The sequence below is a fragment of the Sphingomonas sp. BK036 genome (assembly GCF_004216825.1).
GTDB lineage: Bacteria > Pseudomonadota > Alphaproteobacteria > Sphingomonadales > Sphingomonadaceae > Sphingomonas.
The window spans coordinates 245,693-259,829 of sequence record NZ_SGXR01000004.1; the positions used below are offsets into that span (position 1 = coordinate 245,693).

Sequence of the window (14,137 nt, forward strand, 5' to 3'; positions counted from 1 at the left end):
CCTAGTGGTGAAGCCCTGGCAGGCATCCGCTCGCGTCATCGTCGCAGGCAAGGTGCAGCTTCTGCGCCAGCCACGCCGAGACGAGGCACATCGCAGCGACCAGGAACAGCATGTTCTCCGGCGTCACGCCCAGCGCGGTGATGCCGATGACCAGGATCGAACCGATCGTCATCGCGCCCGAATTGACCACGTTGTTCGCCGCCACCGTCCGCGCGGTTTGGTCGCGTTCGACCGTCGTCGTCAGGAACGCGTAGAGCGGCACGACGAACATCCCGCCGGTGATCGCGATGGCCAGCAGCGTCGCCAGCACGGGTATCGCGCCTGGCTGGCGGATGAACCCCGCCCAGTCGTAGAACTGCCCCGGCGGCGCAGGTGTCCAGTTCCGCGCGAGGAACGAGAACAGCACGACGAAGCCGCCCATCGCGATCACCGACGCGGGTGAGAACTTCGCCGAGATGCGCCCGCGGAGCATCGAGTTGATGACCACCGACCCGATCGCGACCCCGACCGAGAAGACCGCGATCACGAAGCTCGCGACGCGCTCGTCGGCGGTCAGCACGTTCTTCACCAGCGGCGGGAAGACGATGATCAGCACCGCGCCGATCGTCCAGAAGAAGCTGATCGCGATGATTGCGAGGAACAGCCGCGGAATGTGCAGCGTCGCGCTGATCAACCGCCACGACGCGGTGAACGGGTTGTAGTCGAGTTTGAGCGGTGGCCCCTCGCGCGGGGCGGGCGGGACCTGGCGGCCGGAGAACCAGCCGATCACCGCGACGATCAGGACGCTGGCGGCGGCGCCCTCGATCGGGATCCAACCCGCGGTCACGGTACCCAGCAGGATCGCGAGATAGGTGCCTGCCTCGACCAGTCCGGTGCCGCCGAGCACGTCGCCTGGGGCCAGATGCTGCGGCAGGATCGCGTATTTGATCGGGCCGAAAAAGGTCGAATGGACGCCGAGACACAGTACCGCGCCGAGCATCAGCCCGATCCCGAGGCTCGGGTGGCCAGCGCGCGCGACCATCAGGCCGGTCGCGCCGAGCAGCATGATGCCGATCTCGACCGTCTTCACGATCCGGATGATTCGCGCCTTGTCGTGGCTGTCCGCCAATTGCCCCGCGAGCGCGGACAGCAGGAAGAATGGCAGGATGCCGAGCCCTGTCGCCAACGCGTTGAAATTGGCCTCCATCTTCGGATCGTTGAAGACGGCATAGGTGGCGAACAGGACCATCGAGGTCTTGAACAGGTTATCGTTGAACGCACCGAGAAACTGCGTCGTGAACAGGGGCAGGAAGCGACGTTGCTTCAGCAACCCAAGGGCATTGAGCATGACGAGAAATAGCCCTGATCGTTGCGAAAATACGCGAAACCCTTAGCCTAGCGTCATCGTCGCGCCAACGCTTAAACCGGTTTCGCCCCGCGACCGACCGGTATAGAGGTGGTGGGTGCTAAGCTTGCCTAACCTCCTGACATTGTCGCGGATCGTCGCGGTGCCCCTGCTGGTCTGGTTCCTGTGGTGGCCCGACTGGGAGGCGGGCTATGGCATCGCCTTCGTGCTCTACTGCCTGATGGGCATCACCGACTATTTCGACGGCTATCTCGCGCGGTCGAGCGGTGCGGTGTCGCGGCTCGGGATTTTCCTCGATCCGATTGCGGACAAAATCATGGTCGCCGCGGTGATCCTGATTCTGGTGGGCACGCGCGACATTCCCGGCGTCCACGTGATCGCCGCGCTGGTGATCCTGCTGCGTGAGATCGCGGTGTCGGGTTTGCGCGAGTTCCTGGCGCAGGTGCAGGTGTCGGTGCCCGTCTCGCAATTGGCGAAGTGGAAGACGACGCTGCAACTCGTGTCGCTTGGCGGAATCATTCTCGGCGGTGCGGTGCCCGATATGGCCTGGGTGCATAATGTCGGCATCGTCGCGCTCTGGGGCGCGGCCGTCCTTACCGTGCTGACCGGATGGGATTATCTCCGCGTCGGCCTGAAGCACATGGACTGAGCATGACGATACGGATGGTGTATTTCGCCTGGGTCCGCGAGCGGATCGGCACGGGCGAGGAAACGATCGACCCGCCCGCGAGCGTCGTGACGGTGGCCGACCTGATCGACTGGCTCGCCGATACCAGCGCGCCGCACGCCGAAGCATTCGAAAACCGCGCGCGGTTGCGCGCCGCGATCGACCAGGACTTCGTCGCGCTCGATACGCCGATCGGTGCGGCGCGAGAGATCGCGATCTTCCCCCCGGTGACGGGCGGATGATCCATATCTCTGTCCAGCAGTCCGCGATCGACATCGCAGCGGAAATGACCCGCGCCGAGGCGGCGGGCGCAGGCGCAGTCGCGACCTTTACCGGTCTGGTGCGCGCGGACGATGGCGTCGGTACGCTTGAGCTCGAACATTATCCCGGCGCGACCGAGGCGGCTTTACTCAAGGTTGCGGAGGGGGCGGTCGCACGCTGGAGCCTGTCCGCGGCGATCATCGTGCACCGGGTCGGGCCGATGCATCCGGGTGAGCGGATCGTCTTCGTCGCGGCGACTGCGGCGCATCGCGGCGCTGCCCTGGAGGCATGTGCATATCTGATCGATCGGCTGAAGACCGACGCGCCATTCTGGAAGCGCGAAACTCGCGGGGCTGCGTCCAGCTGGGTCGAGGCGCGGGATAACGATCACGCCGCAGCGGCACGCTGGGAATAAGCCGCACGGTTCATTAGAGATTATCTTCCCGCAACGGCGGGAGTCCAAATGCGGATCCCGCCCTCGCGGAAAAACAGCAAGATGCGGGCCGCGCTCTCCGTAGAGGTCGCGGCCCGCGATCGTGTTAGCCGAGCTTCGGAACGCTCATGCCATTGGTCAGGTGGACGACGCCGTTCGTCTCCTTGATGTCGGCCGTATCGACGTACGCCTTGATCCCGGCGGTATCGGTCAGTTCAATGTTGCCGTTCGGACCGACCGACGCGATCAGCGGCTGGCCAGCGAGCGTGGTCAGCGTGGCCTTGCCACCGCCCGCGGTGATCTGCGCCTTCAGTTGCTCGGACGTGATGGCACCGGCGACGACGTGATACTTAATGATCGTCGCCAACGTCGGCGCCGACTCAGGCTTCAGCAACGTGTCGAGCGCGCCGGCGGGCAGACGCGTGAACGCCTCGTCGCTGGGGGCGAACACGGTGTAGGGGCCGGGGCCTGCGAGCGTGGTCTGCAGCTTCGCCGCGGTCACCAGCTTGGTCAGCGTCGCGCGGTTCGGAAGCGTCGGCAGTGCGGCGGCGATCGTCGTCGTCGGCGCGGCGGTCGGCGCTGCTGGGGCGGCGGCTGCGGGAGCAGCGGGGGCCGCCTGCGCGGTCCGTGCTGCGGTCGTCTCGACGGGGGCCGTCTGTGCGATCGCGCCGGTGGCAAAAACCATGCCCGATGCGGCGGCAATCATAAGGTTCGCCTTAAAAGTCATCTGTGACTCCAAATATAATGGATGGGACAGTTGGAAACTCAGTGCAAAAGCTAGGAGCAGGGTAGGCGCGCCTTCAATGTTTTGGCGGACCAGCCGCAGCATCGATGCGATGAACCGAGCCTGGAGGCCTTTGAATCAGCTCAGTTTCGGAACGATTACACCGTTGACGACGTGAACGACGCCGTTCGACTGGCGAACGTCTGCGGTCTCGACATAGCTCTTGTTGCCGTTGACGTCGGTCAGCGTGATGACCGCGCCGACCAAAGTCGCGGTGATCGGATCGCCCTCGACCGTGGTCAGCATCGCGGTGCCGCCTCCGGCCGCGATCCGCTGGCGCAGATCGTCCGCGGTGATGACACCCGGCACGACGTGATAGGTCAGCACCTTGGTCAGCGAGGCCTTGTTCTCCGGCTTCAGCAGCGTGTCGACCATGCCGGGGGCAAGCCGTCCAAACGCGTCGTTGGTCGGTGCGAACACCGTGAAGGGGCCCGGACCGGACAGCGTCCCGACCAGATCCGCCGCCTTTACCGCAGCAACCAGCGTCGACAGGTTGGGTGCAGCCGAGGCGTTATCGACGATCGTCCGCGTGGCCATCATCGGCACGCCGCCGACCGTCGGGTTGGCAACCGCGGGCGGGCCGTTCGGTACGGCAAGCGCGGGATTGGTCGACGGACTGGCCACGTCGTCCTTCGATTTGCCGCTGCATGCGGCGAGCGCCAGCGCACTCGTCATCACCAGTAGCGGAAGCGTCTTCGACATCATCGGATCTCCAGCGGAAAGTGCGGAAGATACGATCGAACGTCGAGATGGTTGCGCATCCGTCCCGATCGGACGTCGGGCGATCGATCGGGCGGGGCATGGTCGAGACGGCCGCCCGGCCCCCGATGGTCGCGCGCACGTGGAGAGCGGCAGGCGCGTTATTGAATATCGGCGAGCGCCTTTGCCAACAATTCAAAGTCCTTTTCGCGCGGGCTGGCGCGGCGCCACACCAGTGCGATCTTGCGCACCGCGTTGATCTCGTCGAGCGGCCGTGCGGTAATGTTGGTATTGTCCAGGATACCGGCCTTCAATGCCATTTCGGGCAGCATCGTGATGCCGAGCCCGTTGTCGACCATCTGCACGATCGTGTGCAACGACGTCCCCAGCATCGTCGCCTCCGCGCGCAGTTCGGGGCGATTGCACGCCCCGAGCGCGTGGTCCTTCAGGCAATGCCCGTCCTCGAGCAGCAGCAGCCGGGTCTCGTCGATCGCCGATGCGGGGATCGCGGGCAGCGCTGAGGGGACCTCGCCCGATGGGTAAGCGACGAACAGCCGATCCTCGAACAGCGTCTCGGCGGTCACTTCGCCGCAAGCATAGGGGAGTGCCAGCAGCACGCAGTCGGTGCGCCCGTTATGCAGTCCCTCGCAGGCCGCGCCGCTCGGCTCCTCGCGCAGGAACAGCTTCAGATCGGGATAATCCTTTCGCAACCGCGGCAGGATGCGCGGCAGCATGAACGGCGCGATCGTCGGGATTACGCTCATCCGCATGTCGCCCGACAGCGGCTGGCCGGCGGCGCGCGCCATGTCGCCCAGTTCCTCCGCCTCGCGCAGCACGCGCCGCGCCTTGTCGGCAATCGAATCACCCAGCGGCGTGAACCGCACGACGCGGCGCGTACGCTCGACCAGCACCACGCCGATGAGTGTTTCGAGCTCGCGCAGGCCCGCGGACAGCGTCGATTGCGTCACGAAACAGGCTTCGGCGGCACGGCCGAAATGTCCGTGGTCTTTCAACGCCACCAAATATTGCAGCTGTTTCAACGTGGGTAGGTAAGTCGCAGCCATTAATCGCCTCTGTCGATCATCAGATGATAAATAGAGCGTTTGATCGATTACACCAGTCCCCATATACCGCATTGCACAACGAACGAGCGGGCCAACCGCCGCCAGTGAGGATGCCTGGAGCAAAGATTTTTCCCAGGAGGCTTCCATCATGTTGACCATCGGCGACCAGTTCCCCTCGATGACCATCCCCGTCCAGCAGGGCACCGCAGCGCTGCCCGCCGGCGAGACGCTCGACCTGACGACGGCCTATCCCGGCAAGTGGAAGGTGCTGTTCTACTGGCCGAAGGACTTCACCTTCGTCTGCCCGACCGAGATCGTCGGCTACAGCGACATCCGCAGCGACTTCGAGGACCGCGACGCCGTCCTGATCGGCGCGTCGACCGACACCGCGCACGTCCACCTCGCCTGGCGCAAGTCGGATGCGGACCTTGCCGCCGCGGACTTTCCGTGGCTGGCGGATAACGGCGCCAAGCTCGCCGACGCGCTCGGTATCGTCGACAAGAACGAGCATGTCGCGTTCCGTGCGACGTTCATCATCGATCCGGACAACGTCATCCAGGCGGTCCAGGTCAACGGCCTGAACGTTGGCCGCAACCCGGCCGAGACGCTCCGCGTGCTCGACGCGCTGCAGACCGACGAGCTCTGCCCGTGCAACTGGAACAAGGGCGACGACGTCCTCCAGCTTGCTGCGTAAACAGTAACTCCCCTCCCGTGCGCGGGAGGGAGTTTCGGGTCGATCGTCCCCCGGACGATCTGAAACGCCCGGGGGGCGTTTCACCCGGAACTGAGAGGGCGTGTCCACACGGGCCGCCCTCTCTTTTTGTCTCCAGTCCCTCCCCCGACCCCTCGCGCGAGCGGAAGGGGAGCAGAAGGAAGAAGATCATGTCGCTCAAGGAATTCGCCGGGCAGCTGCCCGATTACGCCAAGGACATCCGTCTCAACGTCGGCTCGCTGTTGAACGAGACGCATCTTACCGATCAGCGGAAGTACGGCCTGCTGCTGACCTGCGCACACGGCTCAGGCTACAAGCCGCTCGTCGAGGCGGCCGAAGCCGAATGCGCGTCCAAGCTCAGCCCCGAGGCGGCCTATGCGGCACGCGCGGCGGCGGCGGTGATGGCGATGAACAACGTCTACTACCGGTTCACGCATCTCGCCGGGAACCAGGAATATCGCAACATGCCCGCCAAGCTGCGCATGAACGTGATCGGCCAGCCGGGTATCGACAAGGTCGATTTCGAGCTGTTCAGCCTGGCCGTGTCGGCGATGAACGGCTGCGGCATGTGCATCGACAGCCACGAGCAGATCCTGAAGAAGGCGGGCGTGACGGCCGAGGCGATTCAGACCTCGGTCCGGATCGGCGCGGTGATGGCCGCCGTCGCGACAGTCCACGCGACGCTGTAACCGCTGTTCCCCTTCCGCGTGCGGGAGGGGTTAGGGGAGGGGCTGGCTGCGACTTTGTGTCGTCATCTGGCTGCGCCCCATATCCTCCGTCATCCTGACGAAAGTCAGGATCCAGAGCCATAAAGGATCGCGTCCCGTTACTCTGGATCCTGGCCTTCGCCAGGATGACAGAAAGTCGGGCGGCGAGGCTCTAGTGCCAGATTGCGCGGTAGAGGCCGAACAGGCTGGTGATCGTCAGGATCACGCCGACCATGATCATGAGCGTCTTGGCCGGCACGCGCTTGGCGAGCATCGCCCCGAACGGCGCCGCGAGCACGCCGCCGATCAGCAGCCCCACCGTGGCCTGCGTGAACGCCGCCCAGCCGAGTTGCGTGATGAACGTCGCCGAGATCGTCGCGGTCAGGAAGAACTCCGCGGTGTTCACCGTGCCGATCGTCGTGCGGGGTGACGCCCCCTGGACCAGCAGGTTCGACGTCACCACCGGCCCCCAGCCGCCACCGCCCGCCGCATCGAGAAACCCGCCGATCAGCCCCAGCGGCTCGACGATCTTCGGCTCCTTCTGCTTGGGCGGGAAGCGCAGTCCGCGGTAGAGCAGGTACACGCCGATCGACGTCAGATAGGCGAGGATGAACGGCTTGGCGGTGCTCGCATCGATGTTCGACAGCACATAGGCGCCGAGAATACCGCCGATCACGCCCGGGATCATCAACCGCAGGAACAGCCGCCAATTGACGTTCTTGTGCAGCACATGGCTGATCCCCGACACTGCGGTGGTGAACGTCTCGACCGTATGCACGCCTGCCGACGCCGCGGCCGGCGGCACGCCGACCCAGAGTAGCAGCGTGTTCGAGATCACCCCGAACGCCATCCCCAGCGCGCCATCGACGACCTGCGCGGCAAACCCGACCAGAATGAACGGTATCAGCGTCTCGAAGCTCACGGTCGTCAGATCGAACATCGGCATCCCCTCAAAATCGCGGCCAACCTGCAACGTGCGGGCTTATCCCACAACAAAGATAGGCTTTACCCCGATCCCGGCGATCCGCGCCCGCACCCCGGCACGAGGCAAGGCACGGCGGATGCGGTTCTGGAAATCGGCGGTTCGATATCCTAGATACGCACATCGCGAAGGGGACTTTCGATGTCGAGCGGATTACTGACTTATCTGGATTCGATCCGCGCGCGTGATCCTGCTCCGCATTCGCGCGCCGAGATCATGCTGTACCCCGGCGTCTGGGCGCTCGGCTATCACCGCATCGCACATCGTCTGTATAAGGCGAAATTCTATTTCCTCGCGCGGTGCGTCAACCACTGGTCGCGCTTCACGACCGCGATCGATATCCATCCGGGCGCGACGATTGGCCGCAACTTCTTCATCGACCATGGCTTCGTCGTGATCGGCGAGACTGCGGAGATCGGCGACGACGTCACGATCTATCAGTGCGTCACGCTCGGCGGCACCAGCCCCGACAATGGCGTGCAGGGCAAGCGTCATCCCACCATCTCCGACGGCGCGATCATCGGGTCGGGCGCGCAGGTGCTGGGGCCGATCACACTCGGCAGGCGATCGCGCGTCGGCGCCAATGCGGTCGTCACGCGCGACGTGGCGGAGGGGACGACCGTCGTCGGCATCCCCGCGCGCACGACCACGATCGAGGGCGGCAACGCGCCCGAGATGCCGCGCTTCGTCCCCTATGGCACGCCGTGCACCGAGCTGTTCGACCCCGCGACGCAGAAGATGGAGATCATGCGCTGCGAACTCGAGACGATGCGCAAGCGCCTCGACGCGCTGCTTGCGGACGGGCAGGGCGAGGACCGCCTAGAGGATCGTCGCGACCGCGCATGATGGAAAAGCGCGACTGATGGGTATCGTCACCCCGTTCCCGACCCCGTCCAAGGCGACCCAGATCGGCTTCGATCGGCTCGAACTGATGCGGATCCTCGATCTTTACGGCCGGATGGTCGCAGCCGGCCATTGGCGCGACTATGCAATCGATCTCGGCAAGGACGCCGCGGTCTTCGCCGCCTTCCGCCGCGCCGCCGAACGCCCCGAGTTCCGGATCGAGAAACGCCCTGCGCTGCGCAACAAACAGGGCATGTGGGCGCTGATCGGCGAAGGCGGCGCGGTGGTGAAGCGCGGGCACGAGCTGGGCCCGGTGCTCGCGCCGGTAGAGCGGCGCTTCATGAAGCTCGTCGAAAACTGAGGGGCTTCGTCGTCCTGATGACAATCAGGATCGAGAGTAACGCGCGATATCCGTTGTGACTCTGGGTCTGACCTTCGTCAGGATGACGAAAGGGGGTGGCGGCCTGCCCGCTTAGGCTGACCGCCACCTCGATCGACTAGAGCCCCCAGGACAGGCGGATATAGCCGAACTGGCCCGGCACGTCGTAGGTCGTCGGATCGTAGTTCGGCCCCGTGCAGGTGAAGCAGGCAGGCGGATCCTGGTTGAAGACGTTGTTCACGCCGATCGTCAACCCAAGCCGGTTCTCCAGCCAGCCCGGCGCCAGCGTCAGCTGGACATCGCCGTAGAAGGTGTTGTCGAGCCGCTTGCCATCGGCTTCCTTCACGCTCTTGATATAGCGCCCCGTGAACGAGGCGCGCATCAGGCCGATGTCCCAATCCACGACCGCGTTGCCCTTGAACTTCGGATAGGATTGTTCGGGCGAGCCGCGGGTGGTGCCTTGGTAGTTGGTCGTGGTGAAGCCGACCGTCGCGGGGAAGCTCTCGGCATATTTCAGCAGGATGTTGCCGTTGAGCAAAAGCCCGAACGTGCCCGCCGAGGTCCGGGGCGAACGATAGACCGCGGTGACGTCGACGCCGCGGGTGCGGATGCCGCCGATATTCTGCAACTGCGCGTTGATCCGCGAGATCAGGCCGTTGGGCGTGCGCGTGATGGCGGCGCAGCTCAGCGCGTCCGCCGCCTCCGCACAGCGGCTCAGCGTCAGCGTGGCATCGGTCGCCGCGATCGCGTCGTCGACCTTGATGTCGTAGTAATTCCCCTCGATGCTTAGCTGGCTGGCGATGCCGCTCGTCCGTGCCCAGCTCGGGGCATAGACCGCACCGAACAGCCAGGTCCGCGACGTCTCGGGCTTCAACGCCTTGTTACCGCCGGTCAGGACGCCGAGCTGGCCGCCATTCGGCTCCTGGTAGCTGCCATTGGCAGGGACACCGTTGGCGATGCAGTTCGTGCGCACGGTCGGTGACGTTTGGAACGGCGAACCCGCGACGTTGGTGCAGGGGTCGTCGATCGACGCGTCCGATCGCGATTCCGCGCCGAACAGCTCGCCAATGCTCGGCGCGCGGAAGCCTTGCGCGTAGGAGGCGCGCAGCAGCAGGTCGCTGAACGGCTTCCACAGACCGCTGCCGGTATAGGTCGTGTTGCTGCCGCTGATCGAATAGTTCGAATGCCGCACCGCGCCGCCCACTTCGAGCGACTTGATGAGTGGCGTGTCGTGGATCAGCGGTACGCGCAGCTCGGCATAGACTTCGTCGGAGTTGAAATGGCCGCGCGCTGGCTGCGCGGGAATATCCGCGCCGAGCCCGGCGGTGATCAAGGGATCGGGCGTGAAGCTGCCATATTGCACGCGGTGCTCATAGCCTGCCGCAATCCCGACCGGCCCGGCGGGCAGGTCGAACAGGTCGCCCGAGATGTTGGCGGTATAGTCCTCGAGGCTCTGCGAGCTGCGCGCACGCTCGTCGAACGCGATATAGCCGAGCATCTCGGGCGTGACGGACCCGACGCCGCCGAAGATATTGAACGGGACGCACGCCCCGGTGCAGTTCGCGACAGGCCCGAGCGCGCGCGCCAGATTGGCCGCGTTGATGTTGCCCGTGAACAGCTGCTTGGCATCGTTGAAGCCGAGGACCGCGTTGACGTCCCAATAGAATTTGCGCTCGCCGACACTGAACGATCCATCCAGCGTCGCGGTCGCCGACATCGTGTCGACGGTCTGCGAATAGGTGCGCTGCCCCGCCTCGACCAGGCGGCGCCGGACCGTCGAATAATTTGCCGGGCCATTGCCCGCGCCGCCCGCCGACAGCGTATAGCCGAACGGGTTATACGGGTTGGTCGCGTCGATCGAGATCGTGTCGAGCAGGTTGCCATTGCCCGCGTCGGGGCCGAGCACCAGCGGCAGGAACGCCGCCTGGTTCTGCGAATTGCGGCGCGTATAGTTCAGCTTCACGCGCAGGTTCACCGCGTCCGTCAGTTCCTGCTTGGCGCTGACGAAGAAGCCATAGCGTTCGGACGGCGTCAGGAAATAATTGAACGGCGCAAAGTTGAAGCGGTCGGCCGACGTGAATGCCTTGAAGTCGCTGTTCGGCCCGGTCGGGTTGGCCGCATCATAACGCGGCCGCCCGGCGATCGGTCCGGATTTCAGGGTCAGGTTTTGCCCGCCGACTTGGAAGAATCCATTGGGCGTCGCACCCGAACAGCCGCCGATAACGTCGGAGCAGCTGGTCTGGCCGGGGTTCGGGAATTGCGAGATCGAGCGATCGCCGGTCCGCACCGCCTCCTGCTTCACATAGCTGCCGCCGAACACCACGCTCGTGCGTGGCGCCTGGATGCCGTAGCTGACGTTATAGTCCTGCGTATGCCCGTCGCCCTGCCGGAACGTGCCGAACTGCGCGGACGCCTTCAGCCCCTTTTGCTGCGACTTGGTGATGATGTTGACGACGCCCGCCAGCGCGTCCGACCCGTAGAGCGGCGACTGCCCTGACTGGAGGATTTCGATCCGCTCGATCGAGCCGACCTGGATCGTGTTGAGATCGACCGTCGAGGGAATGCCGCTGGCCGATGCGCCGTTGACGAAGCGCAGCCCGTCGACCAGCACCAGAGTCCGCTTGGCGGTGAGATAGCGCAGGTCGATCTCGGCCGACCCGGCACCGACGCCGCCGCCGTCGGGCGGATTGCCGATGTTGCCCGAATTGTTGACCTTCGAATTCAGCCCGCCCGCCGCGCTGGGCAGCCGCTGGAGCACGTCGGCGACCGACGAAAGCCCGGTCCGCTGGATCGATTCCGCATCGACCGTGACGACCGGCGATGGCTGATCGAGCGGGTTGCGGCGGATGCGCGATCCGGTGACGACGATGTCTTCACCGGCCGCCGCCTCTGCGGTTTGCGCAGTGTCTGCGGCGGGCGTGGTCACCGCTTGCGCCGATGCCGACGTTCCGGCGAGCATCGTCGCCAAGGCCAGCCCACCGGCGCCGGCATACATCCAGGTCTTCAATACGCGCATCAAAAAGTCCCCCTGTTCGCGCCCGTCGCGACATCCCCGTCATTATCTTGTGACAGGATGATGGCTCAGGATCGGTACGAAGCAAGACGGGATCGGTGAATGGAGTAATTTTGTTACAGAATGCGCCGATTATGTTGCGCATCGGCAACGATCGGTTTGCCGGGTCGAATTACACCAAAACCGGGGTCACGGCCCGGTCGGCTTCGCCGAAGACGCGGAGATAGCGCGCGATTTCCGCCGGTTCGCCGGTCGCCTTGGCCGGATTGTCCGACAGTTTGACCGCAGGGCGGCCGTTTGCCTCGATCACCTTGCAGACCAGCGAAATCGGCTCGAGCGCCGCCGCGCCATCGGGATCGCAACCGCGAAAATCGTTGGTGAGGTTGGTCCCCCAGCCGAAACTCATCCGCACGCGGCCGTGGAAATGGCGATAGGTCTGCTCGATCGTGTCGATATCCATCCCGTCGGAAAAGATCAGCAGCTTGGTCCTCGGATCGACGCCCTGTTCCTCCCACCAGCGGATGATCTGCTCGCCGCCCGCGATCGGCGGCGCGCTGTCGGGGCGAAAGCCGGTCCACTCGGCCAGCCAGTGCGGCGCATTGCGCAGGAACGCGGTCGTCCCGAACGCATCGGGCAGCGCAATCAGCAGGTTGCCGTTATAATGTTGCCGCCAATGCTCAAGCACCCGGTAAGGCGCCTGCGCCAGCTCCGCGTCGCTCTCCGCGAGTGCTGCGGTCACCATCGGCAATTCGTGCGCATTGGTGCCGATCGCCTCGAGGTCCGCGTCCATCGCCAGCAGCACGTTCGAGGTGCCGATGAACCGGTCGCCAAGCCCTTCCTTCAGCGCCTCGACGCACCAGCGCTGCCACAGGAACCCGTGGCGCCGCCGCGTGCCGAAATCCGACAGCACCAAGTCTGGCATTTCGCGTAGGCGCTCGACCTTCTCCCACAACTTCGCCTTGGCGCGCGCGTAGACGATATCGAGCGCGAACCGGCCGCGGTTGCGCAGCGCCGCGCGTGATTTGAGTTCGTTGATGATCGTGAGTGCCGGGATCTCCCACATCGTCGTGTGCGTCCACGGACCCTCGAAGTGGAGCTCATATTGTCCGTCGACCTTGCGCAGGTCGTAGGCGGGCAGGCGGAAGTCCGCGAGCCAGGCGAGGAACTCGGGCCCGAACATCTTCTGCTTGCCGTAGAAGCTGTTGCCCGCAAGCCAGATCAGCTCCTTCTTGGCAAAGCCGAGCGTGCGCGCATGATCGAGCTGCGCGCGCAGCTCGTCCTCGTCTACGATCTCGGCCAGCCGCACGGTCTTGGTCCGGTTGATCAGCGCGAAGGTCGCGGTGACGTCCGGATAGACCTGGCGGATCATCTGCAACATCAGCAGCTTGTAGAAATCGGTGTCGAGCAGGCTGCGCACGATCGGGTCGAGCCGGAAATTGTGATTGTATGTCCGGGTGGCGATATCGGTCACGGCCATGCGCGTGGGCTCCTGCTTCATTCGGCCTGCGGGTGTCCGAGAAGACGCGAGTGTGTCAAGCAGCGGCCTAGAGGAGACGGGCGATGTCGCGGTTCGTGGTCGTAGTGGATACGCAGTGGGATTTCATGGCGGGCGAGGGCGCGCTGAGCGTCGCGGGCGCGGCGGCGCTGGTGGGGCCGATGCAGGCGTGGCTGTCGGCGTTGAAGCCTGCGGAGGTCGCCGGCGTTCTGTTCACCTTCGATACGCATTTCCGCGAAACCTACGCCGCGTCGCCCGAAGCCAAGATGTTCCCGATCCACTGCGTTCGCGAAACGCCGGGCTGGGCGAACATGCTCGACATAACGCTGCTCGATCCGGCGATCCCGGCATGGCGGATCGAGAAGGGGGTGTTCGACATGTGGGCCGAGCCCGGGCTGGCGATCGAGGACGCGCGTGATCCGGTCGCGCCGTCGATCCCGCGCGAGGCGTTCTTCAGCTCCCTGGCTGCGCAACAAACGACGGACGTCACTGTGATCGGCGTCGCTGCGGACTATTGCGTCCGCTGGGCGGTCGAGGGTCTCGTCGAGCGGGGTTTCGCCGTAACCGTTCCAGCCGGTCTGACGCGCGGGATCGAGCGGCAGATCGACACCGTCGCCGCGGATGATTTCGCGGGCAGGCGCCTCACCATCTCCACCAGCCCGGCCTGATCCCCGCCGGCAACGGCCCGGCACGTCGATGAAATACTGCGGACAAGAATGCCGCGCATGCCGCGTCCGGGGATCTCGGAAGGGC

15 protein-coding genes are annotated in these 14,137 nt (G+C 65.0%); 8 read left to right on the forward strand and 7 right to left on the reverse strand.

All coding sequences use genetic code 11. The annotated features are described in order from the left end of the window. Position 1: 1 nt before the first annotated feature. Positions 2-1,327 (reverse strand): MFS transporter, encoded by a 1,326-nt coding sequence (locus EV283_RS08195; RefSeq protein WP_130324340.1) that lies wholly within the window; start codon positions 1,325-1,327, stop codon positions 2-4. A gap of 115 nt (positions 1,328-1,442) precedes the next feature. Here EV283_RS08195 and pgsA point away from each other — a divergent pair, with 115 nt between their 5' ends. From pgsA to EV283_RS08210, 3 genes are read left to right on the forward strand one after another with little or no spacing between them, the layout of a single operon-like run. Continuing rightward, on the forward strand, positions 1,443-1,994 hold the full coding sequence (gene pgsA, locus EV283_RS08200; RefSeq protein WP_056419973.1) for a CDP-diacylglycerol--glycerol-3-phosphate 3-phosphatidyltransferase: 552 nt from the start codon (positions 1,443-1,445) through the stop codon (positions 1,992-1,994). A 2-nt stretch (positions 1,995-1,996) separates the two neighbouring features. Continuing rightward, positions 1,997-2,254, forward strand: a complete 258-nt coding sequence (moaD, locus tag EV283_RS08205) for a molybdopterin converting factor subunit 1 (protein WP_130324342.1) — start codon at positions 1,997-1,999, stop codon at positions 2,252-2,254. Next, positions 2,251-2,688 carry a molybdenum cofactor biosynthesis protein MoaE gene (locus EV283_RS08210; RefSeq protein WP_130324344.1) on the forward strand — a complete coding sequence of 146 codons (438 nt, stop codon included), beginning with the start codon at positions 2,251-2,253 and terminating at the stop codon, positions 2,686-2,688. Before moaD ends, EV283_RS08210 begins: the two co-directional genes overlap by 4 nt. Positions 2,689-2,812: 124 nt before the next feature. Here EV283_RS08210 and EV283_RS08215 read toward each other — a convergent pair whose 3' ends face one another. The 3 genes from EV283_RS08215 to EV283_RS08225 all read right to left on the reverse strand — a co-directional run bounded on the left by EV283_RS08215 (position 2,813) and on the right by EV283_RS08225 (position 5,253). Then, positions 2,813-3,412: a fasciclin domain-containing protein gene (locus tag EV283_RS08215; RefSeq protein ID WP_242615862.1), complete on the reverse strand. Its 600-nt coding sequence runs from the start codon at positions 3,410-3,412 to the stop codon at positions 2,813-2,815. Positions 3,413-3,568: 156 nt separating this feature from the next. Beyond that, the gene (locus EV283_RS08220) at positions 3,569-4,195 is read right to left on the reverse strand and encodes a fasciclin domain-containing protein (RefSeq protein ID WP_242615863.1); all 627 of its coding nucleotides are present in this window, start codon (positions 4,193-4,195) and stop codon (positions 3,569-3,571) included. 155 nt (positions 4,196-4,350) lie between these two features. Continuing rightward, complete coding sequence (locus EV283_RS08225; RefSeq protein WP_056419963.1) at positions 4,351-5,253, reverse strand: hydrogen peroxide-inducible genes activator; 903 nt, start codon at positions 5,251-5,253, stop codon at positions 4,351-4,353. A 148-nt stretch (positions 5,254-5,401) separates the two neighbouring features. Between EV283_RS08225 and EV283_RS08230 the strand changes: the two genes are divergently transcribed. Further along, positions 5,402-5,947, forward strand: coding sequence for a peroxiredoxin (locus tag EV283_RS08230; RefSeq protein WP_130324348.1), 546 nt, complete (start codon positions 5,402-5,404; stop codon positions 5,945-5,947). A gap of 188 nt (positions 5,948-6,135) precedes the next feature. Continuing rightward, positions 6,136-6,654: a carboxymuconolactone decarboxylase family protein gene (locus EV283_RS08235; RefSeq protein ID WP_130324350.1), complete on the forward strand. Its 519-nt coding sequence runs from the start codon at positions 6,136-6,138 to the stop codon at positions 6,652-6,654. Between the two features lie 190 nt (positions 6,655-6,844). Here EV283_RS08235 and EV283_RS08240 read toward each other — a convergent pair whose 3' ends face one another. Beyond that, positions 6,845-7,618, reverse strand: a complete 774-nt coding sequence (locus tag EV283_RS08240) for a sulfite exporter TauE/SafE family protein (RefSeq protein WP_107957245.1) — start codon at positions 7,616-7,618, stop codon at positions 6,845-6,847. A gap of 177 nt (positions 7,619-7,795) precedes the next feature. Here EV283_RS08240 and epsC point away from each other — a divergent pair, with 177 nt between their 5' ends. Then, positions 7,796-8,500, forward strand: a complete 705-nt coding sequence (gene epsC, locus EV283_RS08245; RefSeq protein WP_130324352.1) for a serine O-acetyltransferase EpsC — start codon at positions 7,796-7,798, stop codon at positions 8,498-8,500. Positions 8,501-8,516: 16 nt separating this feature from the next. Continuing rightward, positions 8,517-8,858 carry a DUF2794 domain-containing protein gene (locus EV283_RS08250; RefSeq protein WP_056419954.1) on the forward strand — a complete coding sequence of 114 codons (342 nt, stop codon included), beginning with the start codon at positions 8,517-8,519 and terminating at the stop codon, positions 8,856-8,858. Between the two features lie 136 nt (positions 8,859-8,994). Here the strand turns inward: EV283_RS08250 and EV283_RS08255 are convergent, their stop codons facing one another. Then, positions 8,995-11,892, reverse strand: a complete 2,898-nt coding sequence (locus EV283_RS08255) for a TonB-dependent receptor (RefSeq protein ID WP_130324354.1) — start codon at positions 11,890-11,892, stop codon at positions 8,995-8,997. Positions 11,893-12,061: 169 nt separating this feature from the next. After that, complete coding sequence (pncB, locus tag EV283_RS08260) at positions 12,062-13,366, reverse strand: nicotinate phosphoribosyltransferase (RefSeq protein WP_130324356.1); 1,305 nt, start codon at positions 13,364-13,366, stop codon at positions 12,062-12,064. An 83-nt stretch (positions 13,367-13,449) separates the two neighbouring features. Between pncB and EV283_RS08265 the strand changes: the two genes are divergently transcribed. Continuing rightward, the gene (locus EV283_RS08265; RefSeq protein ID WP_130324358.1) at positions 13,450-14,052 is read left to right on the forward strand and encodes an isochorismatase family protein; all 603 of its coding nucleotides are present in this window, start codon (positions 13,450-13,452) and stop codon (positions 14,050-14,052) included. The last annotated feature ends 85 nt before the right edge of the window (positions 14,053-14,137 follow it).